Consider the following 13,924-nt stretch of genomic DNA (forward strand, 5'->3'; position numbering starts at 1 on the left):
TCAGCAGCCCTCCGAGCTGAAGTTCATGTGCAGGTCGGGCAGGGTGAAGCGGACGGCGGTGGTGGCGTAGTTGGTCTGCCGCAGATCATTCAGCCGCACCGTGTCCGCCTGCTGGCCGAAGGAGCCCAGCGGGCCCTTGACCGGCGGCTTCTCGAAGGTGCTGGCGTCCCCGCCGATCTCGATGTTGTCGAAGTCGGCGATCTTTCCGGTGATGTCGGTCGAGTCGGTGGTGAGCCCGGAGGCCTTGACCGGGGTGCCCTTGTCGCCGGCGGTGATGTGCAGGTAGGTGCCGCCGAGTTCGACGCTCTGGCACAGGTTGGTGAGCTTCGCCTCGCGGATCGCGGTCACGATGACGAGCACCTGGCCGCCGGTGTCGCCCGCGTTGGGACTCCCCTCGGGCATGTTGTCGAGCGCGCCGAACTGCCCGAAGCCGGTGCCCTCCAGGGAGTCCGCGGAGACCACGAACGGCATGCCGGAGATGGCGAACTGGGCGGCGAGCGCGCCCTGGGCGGTGAGCACCACCAGGGCCGACGCGGCAAGGAGGGCGGGGACGCCCATCAGGGCGGCGCGGCGGTAGCGCACCCCGCCGCGTCTGTCGGTCGCGGCGGTGGCGCGGGCGGGCGTCGCGTCGGGGTCGGTGGTGCCTTCGGACAGGGCCATGCGTTGCTCCTGACATGGATGAGGAAACGGAGCGCGGCGACGTCCTGGCGCGGACGGTTCCCCATCCACCTGGGTCTTCCCGGGATCGTGCGGAGGCGGCGGTGCCGCAGGGAACCGAAACGGACCGTACGCGCCGTTATAAGGCGCGTCAACTACTCGGTAACAAATGCCTGTTGACGATCACTCAGGGATTCTGGGTACCGCGCCGCCGGGCCATCCGAAGGGTGCCACGACCACGTGCACGAGCACGTCCAGGAGCGCCCCGACCCCCTCGCCCGGGCCGGTGGCCCCCTCGCCCCGCGGCGTTTCCGCGCCCTCCCCGAAACGCCCCTCGTCCACCGCCCGCAGCAGCGCGGCGTGCACCGCGCCCACCACCGTGTCCACCAGCTCGTCCCGCGGCACCCCCGGCGGACCCGCCGGGGCATCCGAGAAGAACAGTCGAAAACTGGCCAGAAGTTCGGCGCGTGCCCGGCGCCCCGCCGGGCCCACCGACTCGATCTCGGCCACCATCGTGGCGAAGGCCGGATTGCGTGCCAGCAGGCCGAGCAGCACCCCGAGGCCGCCCCGTACCGCCGCCGGCCAGTCGACCGCGCCGCCGGTCTCCTCGTACGCCCGCTGCATGGCCCGCAGCACCGTCTCGGTGCCGCCCCGGAAGGCCGCGAGCACCGCGTCCTCCTTGCCGGAGAACAGCTCGTAGAAGACCGGACGGGTCACTCCGGCGGCCCGGCAGATGTCGCTGATCCGCGCGCCCGTGTAGCCGTTGGCCGCGACCGTGCGCGCCACCCCGTCGAGCAGCCGCTCCCGCTGCCGCGAGGCGACCTCCTCGGGCGTCAGCCGGCGCGGCCCGGGGCGCAGCGAGCGCTCGGGCTCGCGGCCCGTGCGGGCCCCCGGCAGGACCAGTTCCTCCTCGGCGCCCCGAACGCTCGTCATCGGCCACATCCTTCGGTGGTTGTTGACGTCACATACCCGGCAGGATTACAACCCTCGTGGGTTTTCCTCTCGGTGCTCCGGGCGAACACCGGTGGAGCCGCACCCCCGTGGGACGGGATGCGCCGCCGCCGCGCACCGCACACCGAGTATTACGCTCCACCCCGTATCGCGACACCGCTGTCGGAGATCCGTGGCGCCGGATCGCTCCGGCGGTGGCCGTCGCCGCACGGCGCCCCCGCGTCACCATGTCACCCGCATCGACGCCCCGTCATGGCCGGGCACGTGCGCGTGACGTGATCCCCCGCGCGGCGCGCCCCTCCGTACCTCCCCCTGTGCGTACGTCCCCCGTACGCACGGGCCCGCGCAGCCACACGCAATCCGCCGAGTTCTCTCTCACCCTCCGCCTTCGTGCGAAAGGAACCCCCATGGACAAGCGTGCTCTCTCCGCTGCCTTAGGTGCCGCCGTCGCCGCCGTTCTCGCGGTCACGGCCTCCGCCTCCGCGACCGCCGCGGCCGGCGAGGTCCTCACCACCGGAAGCTCCGGCGGCCCCGCCGTGGCCGTCGGCGACGTCCTGTCGGCCTCCCTCGCCACCGGTACCCAGGCGCGGATCGCCACCACCTCGGGCGGCAGCACCGGCATCACCTGCAACACCTCGGCCTTCACCGCCACGGCCACCGCCAACCCCGCCGCGCCCGGCACCGCCACCGAGTCCGTCACCGCTCACACCCTGAGCAACTGCACCACCAACATCATCGGCGCCACCGGTGTGCAGAGCATCACCGTCAACAACCTGCCGTTCAACGCGGCGGTCAGCTCCGGCGGCACCCTCACCGTCACGGCCGGCGCCGCCGGCCCGATCCAGACCACCCTCAAGGTCAGCACGATCCTCGGCACCTCGACCTGCGTCTACCGGGCCGGCAGCCTCACCGCCACCCCCAACAACGCCGACAACTCGCTCACCTTCAGCAACCAGCTCTTCACCAAGTACAGCGGCCCGGGCACCTGTCCGGGCAGCGGCTACTTCAGCGCCAAGTACGGCCCGGTCCTCGACACCAGCCAGGCGGGCAGCCCGGCCGTGTTCGTGAACTGACCGCCTGACCCGTACGGCACGGGGCGGCCCCGGAGCCCGCGGGCTCCGGGGCCGCCCAGCAGGTCGGGCACCCGCGTCGACGAGCTCCCCAAGGGGCCGACCGGCAAGATCCTCAGGCGTGAGATCACCGTCACCACGCCCGTCGACGAGCGTCAGAGCGCGTCCGGACCCCGCTGACCCGTGCGCACACGGACCACCGTCTCCACCGGGACCGCCCACACCTTGCCGTCGCCGATCTTGCCCGTGTGGGCGGCGCGGACGATGGCGTCGATGACGGGCTCCGCGTCGGCGTCCTCGACGACGACCTCGATACGGGCCTTCGGGACCAGGTCCACCCGGTACTCGGCGCCCCGGTACACCTCGGTGTGGCCGCGCTGGCGCCCGTAACCACTGGCCTCGGTGACCGTGAGCCCGTTGATGCCGAGCTCCTGGAGGGCGGTCTTCACCTCGTCGAGGCGGAACGGCTTGATGATCGCGGTGATCAGCTTCATGCGGAGGGCTTCCTGTCCTTGACGGGCGAGGCGACGGGCGAGGTGACGGGGGACGCGGCGTGCAGCGGCGCGCCGCCGTGGCCGAGCACGCCGTGATCGTAGGCGGTCTCCGCGTGCACCGTCTGGTCGAGTCCCGTCAGCTCCTCCTCGGCGGAGGCCCGCAGCCCCATCACCCGGTCGAGGGCCTTGCCGATCCCGTACGTGACGAGGAAGGTGTACGCCGCCACGGCCGCCACCGCGAGCGCCTGCCGGCCGAGCAGGCCGAGCCCGCCGCCGTAGAACAGGCCCTCCGTGCCGCCGGTCATCACCGAGGTCGCGAACAGGCCGATCAGCAGCGTGCCGACGACACCGCCGGCGAAGTGCACGCCCACGACGTCGAGCGAGTCGTCGTAGCCGAAGCGGAACTTCCAGGCGACCGCGTACGAGCAGACGACCCCCGCGGCCAGACCGACCGCGGCCGCGCCGGGCATCGCGACGACCCCGCAGGCCGGAGTGATCGCCACGAGCCCGGCGACCGCGCCGGACGCCGCGCCGAACGTGGTCGGGTGCCCGTCGCGCCGCTGCTCGACGAAGAGCCAGCCGAGCAGGCCGGTGCACCCGGCGACCAGGGTGTTGAGGAGGGACGCGGCAGCCAGACCGTTCGCCCCGAGCGCCGAGCCGCCGTTGAAACCGAGCCAGCCGAACCACAGCAGACCCGCGCCGAGCAGCACCATCGGCAGGTTGTGCGGCCGCATCGCGTCCTTCTTGAAGCCGATGCGCGGGCCGAGCACCAGGCACAGCGCGAGCCCCGACGCGCCCGACGCGATCTCGACGACGAGTCCGCCCGCGAAGTCGAGGGCGCCCAGCGACTGCGTGATCCAGCCGCCGGGACCCCACACCCAGTGCGCCACGGGAACGTATACGAGCAGCGTCCACACCGGTACGAAGACCAGCCAGCCCGCGAACCTGGTGCGGTCCGCGACCGCGCCGCTGATCAGCGCCGCCGTGATGATGGCGAAGGTCAGCTGGAAGGTGCTGAAGAGCAGGGTGGGAACCGTGCCGGTGAGGGTGTCCGGACCGATGCCCGCAAGACCGAGGTGGCCCAGGCCGCCGATGAGGCCGGCGAAGGCGTCGTCGCCGAACGCGAGCGAGTAGCCCGCGACCAGCCAGACCACCGTGACCAGGGCGATGGACACGAAGCTCATCATCAGCATGTTGAGGACGCTCTTCGTGCGGACCATGCCCGCGTAGAACAGGGCCAGGCCCGGTGTCATCAGCAGTACGAGCGCGGTGGCGGCGAGCAGCCAGGCGGTGTCGCCGGTGTCGAGCCGGGGTGCGGCGGCGAGGGGCATCAACGGTCTCCTCCTACGGGGGTCGGGGGAGAGCCTCACGGCCGCGCGTTTCGCGATGCCTACGCCGACGTTTCCGCCGTGTTTCGCGATCAGCCGCGGTGCTGCTCCCAGTACCGCGTGTGCGGCAGGTCGTCGTCCAGCCAGTAGGCGTCGTCCTCGGTGACCACGAGCAACTCCTCCCACTTCACCCCGATCTCGCCCTTTCCGATGTGCGGCTCGACGGCCCACAGACCGGGCTCGCACGGCTGGTCGGCGCCCTCGTTCCACAGCGGCGTCCGGTTCAGGCCCGGACGGATCGCGGAGGAGAGGAGGTGGCCGCTCAGGTAGGCGAGGGCCTGCGGGCTGAAGCCGTTGATCCGGAAGGTGGGCAGGCGGGTGCCGGGCACTTTGCCGACCCGGTGCGCGATGACCGAGCCGGGGTAGTAGCTGTGGATGTTCTCGAAGCCCTGGTCGGCGATCAGTCCGTCGACCTCCCGGTAGATCCGGGCCTGGGTGGCACCGCCCCTGACCAGGTCCAGGATCAGGGCGCGGTACGGCTCGAGCGCCATCCGCGCCTCGTGGAACTCCTCGCTGTCGTCGCCGCCCAGCGTGCACGAGTAGCCCATGTCGCAGGCGATGTCGCCGACCACCGGACCGACGTCGAGGATGACGGCCTCGCCGTGCCGCAGCGGGCGGTCGGTCGGCTGGAACTGCTTGCCGAAGTGGGCCATCTTCGGGTTGAGCAGGCTGGCCAGCGCGCCGCCCTTGGGCTTGGTGAAGTCCCGGAACCTGGTCCGCTCCCCGAACCACGCGAAGCCGTAGTGGAAGAAGCGGTTCACTCCGTGGTCCCGGAGCCAGTCCTCGACGGCCCGCGCGGCCTGCTTCTCGGTGATCCCCTCGTACAGCTGCGCCTCGACGGCCGCCACCGCCTCGTAGGCGAGTCGTTGGGCCGCCTTGAAGTCGGCGAGTTCCTGCGGGGTGAAGTGTTCCTTGGCCATGGGAGGGGAGCCTCTCGGAGGAGTGACGGGTGAGTGGGGCGTGCGGGGGAGTGCGGCGGTCGCTACGAGGCGGGGGCGTCGCGGAGCGCGCGCTTGAGGATCTTGCCGGTGGCGTTGGTGGGCAGCGCGTCGCGGAACTCCACCAGGCGCGGGTACTTGTAGCTCGCCATGGTCTCCCTGCACCAGGCGACGAGCTCGTCCTCGGTGAGCGCCGCACCCGGCGCGCGTACGACGCAGGCCTTGACCTCCTCGCCGTGCCGCTCGTGGGGGACGCCGATGACCGCGGCCATGCTCACCGCGGGGTGGGTGTGCAGGACCTCTTCGATCTCCCGCGGGTAGACGTTGAACCCGCCGCGGATGATCAGGTCCTTGGCGCGGTCGACGATGTAGTACCAGCCGTCGGTGTCCCGGCGGGCCAGGTCGCCGGTGCGGAACCAGCCGTCGCGGATCACCTCGGCGGTCGCGTCGGGGCGGCCGTGGTACCCCTTCATGACGTTGTGGCCGCGCACGGCGATCTCGCCCACGGCGTCGGGGCCCTCGACGGTGGACCAGTCCTCGGCGATCAGGGCCACTTCGACACCCCAGATCGGCCGCCCGATGGAGCCGGGCCGGACGTCCTCGCCGCGGGGCGAGAAGGTGGCGACCGGGCTGGTCTCCGACAGGCCGTACCCCTCCCGGACGGTCACGCCGAACCGCTCGCCGAAGCGGCGGTGGATCTCCACCGGCAGGGCGGCGCCGCCGGAGACGGCCGTGCGCAGATGCGCGGCGATCGGCTCCACGCCGGCGCCGGCGGTGTCCTCGCCGAGCAGCGCCCAGTACATGGTGGGCACGTCGGCGAAGAACGTGACGGAGTGGCGCCGCATGAGGGCGAGGGCGTCGGAGGCCTGGAAGCGGGGCAGCAGGACCAGGGTGGCGCGGGCGGACAGTCCGGCGTTCATCTGCACGGTCTGGCCGAAGGAGTGGAAGAGCGGCAGGGTGACGAGGTGGACGTCGTGCTCGGCCTCGCCGAAGAGCTTGTGGCAGGCCAGGGCGTTGAACGCCATGTTGGCATGGCTGAGCTCGGCGCCCTTGGGGCGGCCGGTGGTGCCCGAGGTGTAGAGGATGACGGCGGTGTCGTCGGCCTCGGTCGGCACGGTGTCGAAGTCGGCGCTCTGTCCGGCGAGCGCCGTGCCCAGCGACTCGACTCCCGGGACGGGGGACTCGGTGGTGGCGGCGTCGGCCGTCATCAGGAAGAAGTGCTCGCAGCCCGGGGTCTGCCCGAAGCCGGAGAAGCCCTCCTGCCCGAGGGGCAGTTCGGACGAGCCCTCGAAGCAGAAGTAGGCCCTGGCCCCGGAGTCGGCCAGGTGGTAGGCGATCTCGCGGCCCTTGAGCAGCACGTTGAGCGGGACGACCACGGCGCCGGCCTTGAGGATCCCGTAGTAGACGATCGGGAACCACGGCAGGTTGGGGCAGGACAGGGCGACCTTGTCGCCGGGCCGGATGCCACGGTCACGCAGCAGGCCGGCCACCCGGCGGGCCTCGGTGTCCAGTTCGGCGTAGCTGAGCCGCTGCTCGCCCAGGACGACGGCGGTGCGGTCGGGGACGGCGCGGGCGCTGTCCTCCAGCATGACGGCGAGGTTGTGCATGGGAACTCCGTACGGTGCGAGGGTGCGGGGGCAGGAGGACGGGGGTCAGCGGAGCCGGGGATCAGAGGACCGGGGGATCAGAGGACCGGGGGATCAGAGGGGCCGCGGATCAGAGGGCGGCGGCGGCCTGCGGGGCGTCGCCGGCGGCGTCCGTACGCAGTTCCCGCTCGTAGCTGCGCGAGGCGGTCCACAGCGAGGCGGCGGCACCGGCGCAGAACAGCGGCATCAGGGCGAGGGCGGCGGCGATGCCCAGGGTGTCGGAGAGCCAGCCGGTGAGCAGCGGGCCCACCGCAAGGCCGAAGAGGTTCTGGATCAGCGTGACCATGCCGAGCGCGGTGGCACGGACCTTCGGATCGACCACGTCCATCACGCACGCGGGGACCGGGCCCACCGCCGCCGTCACCGCGAAGGCGCCGGCGACGATCAGGACCAGCTGCACGGGGCCGGCCGGTACCCAGGCGAAGGCGGGGGTCAGCAGGGCGAGCGCGAGCAGAGCGAGACCCGCCGGCAGGCTCAGCTTGCGCCGGGCCCGGACCGCCCCGGCCCGGTCGGCCGCGTAGCCCAGGACGACCGTGCCGACCGCGCCGGCGACGACCGCCGCAGCCGACACCGCGCCGGCCTTGGCACTGGTGTAGTCGTGGGTACGGGTGAGGTAGCTGGGCAGCCACGCGTAGAGCGTGGAGAGCACCACCAGCTGCAGGGCGCCACCCAGGTACGAGGCGACGGCGGTCCGGCTGCGGAAGAGCCCGGCCAGGGTGCCTCGTGTACGGACCGGCGGTGCACCGGCCGCGGCGGCCGGGCTCGCTCCCGGGGTGCGCCCCTCGCGTACCCGCAGGAACAGCAGAGCCAGGATCAGGCCGGGCGCGGCGAACACCGCGAGCGTCATGCGCCAGCCGAGCGAGGGCACCATCAGCCCGCCCAGGAGGACGCCCAGGACCACACCGAGCGGCCCGGCCGCCTGGAGCGCGCCGACCACCGTCGCCCGCAGTCGCTGCGGGAACAGGCCGGCCATGAGGGCGCCGCCGGCCGGCCCGTAGCCGGCCTCGCCGAGCCCGATGGCCGCCCGGGCCGTCAGGAGCTGGGCGTAGTTGCCGACCATGGCGCAGGCCATGGCGGCCAGGCTCCAGACCGTGCCCATCACGGCGATGGACTTCGCCCGGCTCCAGCGATCGGCCACCAGCGCGAAGGGCAGCGCACCGAGGGCCACGGTCACGGAGACGACGGAGACCAGGGCCCCGAGCCGGGTGTCCGACAGTCCCCACTCCTCCTTGAGGAGGGGGAAGGTGGCGACGATGATCTGGCGGTCGACGAAGTCCGTGAGCATCAGCGCGAAGGCGAGCGCGAACACGGTCCAGGCGTAGCGCCGGGAGACCGGCGGCTCCGAGCCCGGCGAACCGGGCGAGCCGGGCGCGCCGGGCGCCGGGAGCACCGCCGGGGTGGGCGAGGGGCTGTCCATGGGAGACCTCCGGGGCGGGGGTGTTCTTCTCGGGGCGGGGGCGGGTCAGCCGACGCGGCGGACGGCCGGTGCGTGCCAGGTGCCGTCCAGGACCTCGGGCCGGGGCCAGAACAGGCGCAGCATGAGGTTGAAGGAACCCTCCGGCGCGGGCAGCCAGTTGGAGTCCAGACCCTCGGCGGGCGCCGCGTGCTGGATCAGCAGCGTCAGCGAGCCGTCGGCGTTGAACTTCAGCGCGTCGCGGTCGCCGATGGCGTACCGGTCGATCGGGTTGTCGACGAAGAACTGCCGGTCGTTGTACATCGTCAGCGACCAGAAGGCGTTCACCGGCGGAAGGCCGTCGGCGGCGAAGTGCAGCTGGTAGCGGTTGCGGCCGTGCAGCGGCTCGCCGTCGCCGTCGACCCGGCACACCGGGTAGACCGCGTCCTGCGGGAGGTTCGCGCCCAGGCCGATCAGCGTGACCGCGGCCCGCTGCAGGTAGTCCGTCCCGTAGGCGCCGATCTCGACCGGGGTCATCCAGCCGTCGCCGACCCGCGCCCGCGGCCTGCGGCCGGCCTCCTGCACCCGGGCCAGGCCCTCGGCCGCGCCCTTGGCGATCGCCTGCCGGGCCTCGGGGCTCAGGGAGTCCCAGTCGAACGGCCGGCCCGGGACGACGCCCAGCCGTGCCATCCGCTCCACCATGGGGGCGTCGTCGGCCTTCGCGGGATTGCCCGCCATGAGGTGGGCGGCCATCGCGAAGAACGTCTCGGGAGCCAGTGCGGCCACCTGGTCGACCGGCGCGGTCACCAGGTCCACCGGGCCGGGGCCCGCCTCCATGGCCGAAGCCGAAGCCGAAGCCGAAGCCGAAGCCGAAGCCGAAGCCGAAGCCGAGGCGGAGTCGGCGCGGGTGTCGGTGTCGGTGCCGGTGAGCGGTGTCAGCCGGTAGCCGGCCTGGACGGCGTGCACTGCCGGACAGTCCGACGCACCGTTGACCTGGGTACGGCCGATGATCGCGACCATGGAGGTGGGCGCGTCGATCCGCTCCACCCCGTCCGGCAGCTCGCCCGCCCAGCCCGGGCCGACCAGGGCGAACTCGCCGGCGGCTCCGCCCGTGGTACGGGAGCCGGGGCAGGCGAAGACGTTGGTCCAGGCGTCGTACAGCGGGAGCAGGAAGTACCGCCCGCGGGTCTCGGGCACGGAGAGCCGCACCGGCCCGGCCGACAGGTCCAGCCAGGCCAGCGAGTACAGCGTGTCCGCGTTCGGGCTGACCACGCCCTCGAACGAGGCGTCCGGGGTGACCGGCAGATGGGCGAAGGTGTTCGGCGCGGCACTGCCGGGGACGACCGCGCCTGTAGTGGTCATCTGGCGTCTGGTCAGCTCCATGGTGACCAGCGGATAGGCGAAGACGTACGCCTCGGCGGCCGGCGCCCTCAGCGCGGCCGACTCCCCGGCGGTCTGGGTCTCGGTCGTGGTCACGGGATCTCCTTGGGGCGGTGGCGGTGGCGGTGGCTGTGCTGATGCGCAGATGCCGGACCGGGCCGGTCCAGGTCAGGGCGGGGACGGCACGACACGGCACGGCCGGCAGGGCCGGGAATCGAACTGCGGCTCGGACGCCGGAGCGCTTGGATCCGGACGCTACCCGGCCGAAAGACGACGTGCTTTGCCTTCGACGGCGAATGACTTAGCATTTCGCGACACCACGTCCAGCTCAGGAGATCAGTCGGGGAGACCACCGTGGAATTGCGGATGCGCACCACCGGACTGGCCAACTACGTCGACCTCGCCCGCTCCCTGCGGGCCGACCCGTCGGCCCTGATGCGCGGCGTCGGCCTGGACCCGGCCGCGCTCGCCGCCGCCGACCGCTGGCTGCCCGTGGCCGCGGTCGCCCGGCTCCTGGAGGACACCGCCGCCGCCACCGGCTGCCCCGACTTCGGCCTGCGGCTCGCCGAGCTCTCCCGCTTCTCGAACCTCGGCCCCATCGGCCTCGTCGCCCGAGAGGAGCCCTCCGTACGGAGCGCCCTGGAGCTGCTGATCCAGCACCTCCACCTCTACAACGAGGCCCTGCGAGCCGAGATCACCCTCAGCAACGGTCTGGCCGGGATCTGGGTGGACCTGGCCCTCGACTCACCGCCCGACAGCCGCCCCCAGGCGACGGACATGCTGGTCGGGGTCTGCCACGCTCTCATCGGCCGACTGATCGGCGCCGACTGGACGCCGGTCGGCGTCCCGCTCGGCCACACCGCCCCGGACGACCCCGGTCCCCACCACCGAGTCCTGGGCCCCACCGTCACCTTCGGGCAGCCGCGCTCCGGCATCATCCTGTACCCCTCGGACCTCGAAGCGCCCAACACCCTCGCCGACCCCCGGCTGCGGCCCTACGCCCGGCAGTTCCTGGAGAACATCGCTCCCTCGCCCGCCAGCGCCTTCACCGACCGCGTCCGGGAGGTCGTCGAGGCGCTTCTCCCTACCGGCCGCTGCTCCCTGGAACAGGTCGCCCGCACCTTCGGCATCGACCCGAGGACCCTCCAGCGGCGCCTCGCGGAGAGCGGGGAAGGCTACTCGTCGATCGTCGACTCCGTCCGTACGGGTCTGGCGCGCCGCTATGTGGGCGGTTCCGGCCGCCCTCTCACCGAGATCGCCGGCCTGCTCGGCTTCTCCTCCCTCGCCACCTTCTCGCGCTGGTTCCGCACCCGCTTCGACACGAGCCCCAGCACCTGGCGCACCCAGGCGATCAGGGGCTGAGCCGCTGCCACGGCCGCCGCCGCCCCGTACGCGACGGTGCCGCCCACCGGGCCGGTGACCGGGCCCGCGAGATACGCCACCGCGCCGGCGAGGGCGACGCCGAGCCACTGCCAGCGCCCGTCCAGTGCGACCAGGGCGACGAGCAGCAGCGCGTACCAGGAGTAGCCGGGCGTCAGCAGGAGGAACGCCGTACCCACGGTCGACAGGGCGCCGTGCCACGGGCGTTCGGGGTCGCCGCGCCACCACACCGTCACCGACACCGCCGCCATGCCCAGCAACGCCGCCGGCAGCGCCCACGCGTCGGGCAGCACGAGCCGCAGCAGCGCGTACCGCCCGCCCGTGCCCGCGTCGTCGTAGCCCTCCTCCCGCGCGTAACCGCCCAGATAGCCGAGGACGGAACCATCGGACAGGAGCACGTACGGCAGGTATGCCAGCGCCACCGTGGCCGCGGCCGACAGCGTCACGGCCACGACCGCACGGGGCCGCCGCACGCCGGACAGGGCGCCCGGCAGCAGCACGGCGGGCAGCAGCTTGGCGGCGACCGCCAGACCGAGCAGCGCCCCGCCCGCGAGGTGACGGCGCCGGGCCACGAGAGCGAGCGCGCCCACCGAGAGCAGCACGGCGAGGACGTCGACATGGGCGTTGTCCACGGCCTCGACGGGGACCGCGGGGCACCACGCCCACAGCGCGGCCCGGCGCGGGTCGCCCCGCCGGCGCAGAACGCCGATCAGGAGGCCGGTGACGGCCAGCGAGAGCAGCGCCGCGCCCGCCTGGAGCCCTTTGTGGCGGGCGCCTTCCGGTGAGAGTCCGTGGACGAGGAGGAACCAGCCCTCCGCCACGGGCGGGTAGATCGTGTGCACGGCGGGCCGGTTGATCCGCGTGCACCCGCCCGCGTCGAGCGGCGCGAGGTCGGCGCCGCCGCGCCCGCAGGCCTCGGGGCCGGGGAAGAGCCAGTCGTCACGCAGCCCCGCGAGCGCCGGGTCCGCGGGCGCGTGGTCGTACGGCGAGACGCCGGCGGCCTGCACCCGCCCGTCCCAGGCGTATCGGAAGGAGTCCGTGCTCGTCCGTGGCGCCGCCACGAGGCCCGTCGCCGTCACCGCGACCGCCCCCGCGAGGAGGAGCGGGACGACGTGCCGGCGGTGGACCCGGCGCAGGGCGACCACCGCCGCCCCGAACACCGTCCACGCGCCCGCGTACCCGGCCAGGAAACCGGCCCCGCCGGCGCCCCCGCGGAGCAGAAGGACCAGCGAGACGGCCAGGAGCGACAGCAGAAGCGCGGTGACGACGACGGGGAGCGGAAGAGGGCGGGCGCGGGTCATGCGCGCAGACTGGCAGCGCGGGCGGCGCACGAGGAGGCGACCCGGCGGGGCGTTCGGGTTTCGTAAGGTGTCGGGCGCCCCGCGCGGCCACTCGCGGCGGTGTCATGGACGGCATGACGTTCCGCAAGCCCAGGCTGCCGCACCCGCCTCGCCCGCCCCGTCCGCCGCACCTGCCGCGCCCCGCCTTCCGGATCCCGGCCGTCCGGCCGCCCGCGTTCACCGGACGCCTGCACGACGCCAGAACGGCGACGGCCGTCGGGCGATGGCTCGGCGCGGCCTTCGCCATCTGCTTCGCGACCGGCCTCGTCAGCCACTACCTCCAGCAGCCGCCCAGCTGGCTCGCCGACCGGCTGCCCGCCCGGCCGGTGTGGGGCTACGCGCTCACCCAGGGCCTGCACGTCGCCACCGGACTCGCGGCGATCGTGCTGCTCCTCGTCAAACTGTGGGCGGTGTATCCCCGGCTGTTCGTGTGGCCGCCGGTGCGGTCCGTGCGGCACGCGCTCGAACGCCTGTCCGTCGCGGTTCTGGTGGCCGCGGCGGTCTTCGAACTGCTCACCGGGCTGCTCAACATCGTCGAGTGGTATCCGTGGCCCTTCGCCTTCGTCCCCGTCCACTTCGCCGTCGCCTGGGTGGTCACCGGCGCGATCCTGCTGCACGTCGCGGTCAAGGCCCCCGAGATCAGGGACCATTGGGGCCGGCGCTCGGCCGGGACGCGCGCCCTGCCGGCCGAGGACGCCGTCGACCGCCGCTCGCTGCTCCTCGCCACGGGCGCGGCCGTCGGCGTGGTCACGCTGACGACCGTCGGCCAGTCCTTCACCCCTCTGAAGGCGCTCGACCTGCTCGCGCCCCGGCACCCCGACCACGGTCCGCAGGGGCTGCCGGTGAACCGGACCGCCGTCGCGGCCGGTGTGACGGCGCGCGGCGTGGCGGGCTGGCGTCTCGAGGTCGCCGGGCCCCGCCCGTACGTCCTCACGCTCGACGCCCTGCGGGCGATGCCCCGAGCCGGGGCCCGGCTGCCGATCGCCTGTGTGGAGGGCTGGAGCGTGGCCGCGGACTGGGGCGGGGTACGGGTACGGGACCTGGTCGAGCGGGCCGGCGGGCGGCCGGGCCGGGACGCGGTGCGGGTGACCTCGCTCGAAGTGAGCGGCGCCTACCGGGTGATGGAGATGGGCGCGGAGTACGCGGACGACCCGCTCACCCTCCTCGCCCTGACGCTGAACGGGCAGCCGCTCTCGCTGGACCACGGCTTCCCGGCCCGGATCATCGCCCCCGGCCGGCCCGGAGTCCTGCAGACCAAGTGGGTGCACCGGCTGGAGGTGCGGTGAG

11 protein-coding genes and 1 pseudogene are annotated in these 13,924 nt (G+C 73.3%); 3 read left to right on the forward strand and 9 right to left on the reverse strand.

Annotated elements, in window-relative coordinates; all coding sequences use genetic code 11:
• Entirely contained in the window at window positions 1-660 is a 660-nt protein-coding gene (locus AB0M18_RS15500) for a DUF6230 family protein (protein WP_365757979.1), read from the reverse strand.
• Between the two features lie 180 nt (window positions 661-840).
• Entirely contained in the window at window positions 841-1,590 is a 750-nt protein-coding gene (locus tag AB0M18_RS15505; RefSeq protein ID WP_365757981.1) for a TetR/AcrR family transcriptional regulator, read from the reverse strand.
• 425 nt (window positions 1,591-2,015) lie between these two features.
• Here AB0M18_RS15505 and AB0M18_RS15510 point away from each other — a divergent pair, with 425 nt between their 5' ends.
• Window positions 2,016-2,681 (forward strand): Tat pathway signal sequence domain protein, encoded by a 666-nt coding sequence (locus AB0M18_RS15510; RefSeq protein WP_365757983.1) that lies wholly within the window; start codon window positions 2,016-2,018, stop codon window positions 2,679-2,681.
• Window positions 2,682-2,833: 152 nt separating this feature from the next.
• Here the strand turns inward: AB0M18_RS15510 and AB0M18_RS15515 are convergent, their stop codons facing one another.
• The 6 genes from AB0M18_RS15515 to AB0M18_RS15540 form a co-directional block, all read right to left on the reverse strand.
• Complete coding sequence (locus AB0M18_RS15515; protein WP_365757985.1) at window positions 2,834-3,172, reverse strand: P-II family nitrogen regulator; 339 nt, start codon at window positions 3,170-3,172, stop codon at window positions 2,834-2,836.
• Window positions 3,169-4,503 (reverse strand): ammonium transporter, encoded by a 1,335-nt coding sequence (locus AB0M18_RS15520; protein WP_365757987.1) that lies wholly within the window; start codon window positions 4,501-4,503, stop codon window positions 3,169-3,171. Before AB0M18_RS15520 ends, AB0M18_RS15515 begins: the two co-directional genes overlap by 4 nt.
• An 89-nt stretch (window positions 4,504-4,592) precedes the next feature.
• Window positions 4,593-5,480, reverse strand: coding sequence for a M24 family metallopeptidase (locus AB0M18_RS15525; RefSeq protein WP_365757989.1), 888 nt, complete (start codon window positions 5,478-5,480; stop codon window positions 4,593-4,595).
• Window positions 5,481-5,542: 62 nt separating this feature from the next.
• On the reverse strand, window positions 5,543-7,105 hold the full coding sequence (locus tag AB0M18_RS15530) for a long-chain fatty acid--CoA ligase (protein WP_365757991.1): 1,563 nt from the start codon (window positions 7,103-7,105) through the stop codon (window positions 5,543-5,545).
• Between the two features lie 109 nt (window positions 7,106-7,214).
• Window positions 7,215-8,561 (reverse strand): MFS transporter, encoded by a 1,347-nt coding sequence (locus AB0M18_RS15535; RefSeq protein ID WP_365757993.1) that lies wholly within the window; start codon window positions 8,559-8,561, stop codon window positions 7,215-7,217.
• A gap of 45 nt (window positions 8,562-8,606) precedes the next feature.
• A complete protein-coding gene (locus AB0M18_RS15540; protein ID WP_365757995.1) occupies window positions 8,607-10,013 on the reverse strand; it encodes a DUF1254 domain-containing protein in 1,407 nt (468 codons plus the stop codon).
• A gap of 270 nt (window positions 10,014-10,283) precedes the next feature.
• On the opposite strand from AB0M18_RS15540, the pseudogene AB0M18_RS15545 reads away from it, so the two are divergent.
• Window positions 10,284-11,201, forward strand: a pseudogene (locus tag AB0M18_RS15545) (AraC family transcriptional regulator); the annotation flags it as partial.
• On the opposite strand, the gene AB0M18_RS15550 reads toward AB0M18_RS15545, so the two are convergent.
• Window positions 11,138-12,598 (reverse strand): glycosyltransferase 87 family protein, encoded by a 1,461-nt coding sequence (locus AB0M18_RS15550; protein WP_365757997.1) that lies wholly within the window; start codon window positions 12,596-12,598, stop codon window positions 11,138-11,140. The pseudogene AB0M18_RS15545 and the gene AB0M18_RS15550 sit on opposite strands and share 64 nt — an antisense overlap.
• Window positions 12,599-12,711: 113 nt before the next feature.
• Here AB0M18_RS15550 and AB0M18_RS15555 point away from each other — a divergent pair, with 113 nt between their 5' ends.
• Window positions 12,712-13,923, forward strand: coding sequence for a molybdopterin-dependent oxidoreductase (locus tag AB0M18_RS15555; RefSeq protein WP_365757999.1), 1,212 nt, complete (start codon window positions 12,712-12,714; stop codon window positions 13,921-13,923).
• The last annotated feature ends 1 nt before the right edge of the window (window position 13,924 follow it).

The organism is Streptomyces sp. NPDC051909 (genome assembly GCF_040681095.1).
GTDB lineage: Bacteria > Actinomycetota > Actinomycetes > Streptomycetales > Streptomycetaceae > Streptomyces.

Bases quoted from the DNA above. Each gene is read 5' to 3' on its own strand.
- AB0M18_RS15500 (WP_365757979.1), bottom strand. From the start codon at position 660: ATGGCCCTGTCCGAAGGCACCACCGACCCCGACGCGACGCCCGCCCGC.
- AB0M18_RS15505 (WP_365757981.1), bottom strand. From the start codon at position 1,590: ATGACGAGCGTTCGGGGCGCCGAGGAGGAACTGGTCCTGCCGGGGGCC.
- AB0M18_RS15510 (WP_365757983.1), top strand. From the start codon at position 2,016: ATGGACAAGCGTGCTCTCTCCGCTGCCTTAGGTGCCGCCGTCGCCGCC.
- AB0M18_RS15515 (WP_365757985.1), bottom strand. From the start codon at position 3,172: ATGAAGCTGATCACCGCGATCATCAAGCCGTTCCGCCTCGACGAGGTG.
- AB0M18_RS15520 (WP_365757987.1), bottom strand. From the start codon at position 4,503: ATGCCCCTCGCCGCCGCACCCCGGCTCGACACCGGCGACACCGCCTGG.
- AB0M18_RS15525 (WP_365757989.1), bottom strand. From the start codon at position 5,480: ATGGCCAAGGAACACTTCACCCCGCAGGAACTCGCCGACTTCAAGGCG.
- AB0M18_RS15530 (WP_365757991.1), bottom strand. From the start codon at position 7,105: ATGCACAACCTCGCCGTCATGCTGGAGGACAGCGCCCGCGCCGTCCCC.
- AB0M18_RS15535 (WP_365757993.1), bottom strand. From the start codon at position 8,561: ATGGACAGCCCCTCGCCCACCCCGGCGGTGCTCCCGGCGCCCGGCGCG.
- AB0M18_RS15550 (WP_365757997.1), bottom strand. From the start codon at position 12,598: ATGACCCGCGCCCGCCCTCTTCCGCTCCCCGTCGTCGTCACCGCGCTT.
- AB0M18_RS15555 (WP_365757999.1), top strand. From the start codon at position 12,712: ATGACGTTCCGCAAGCCCAGGCTGCCGCACCCGCCTCGCCCGCCCCGT.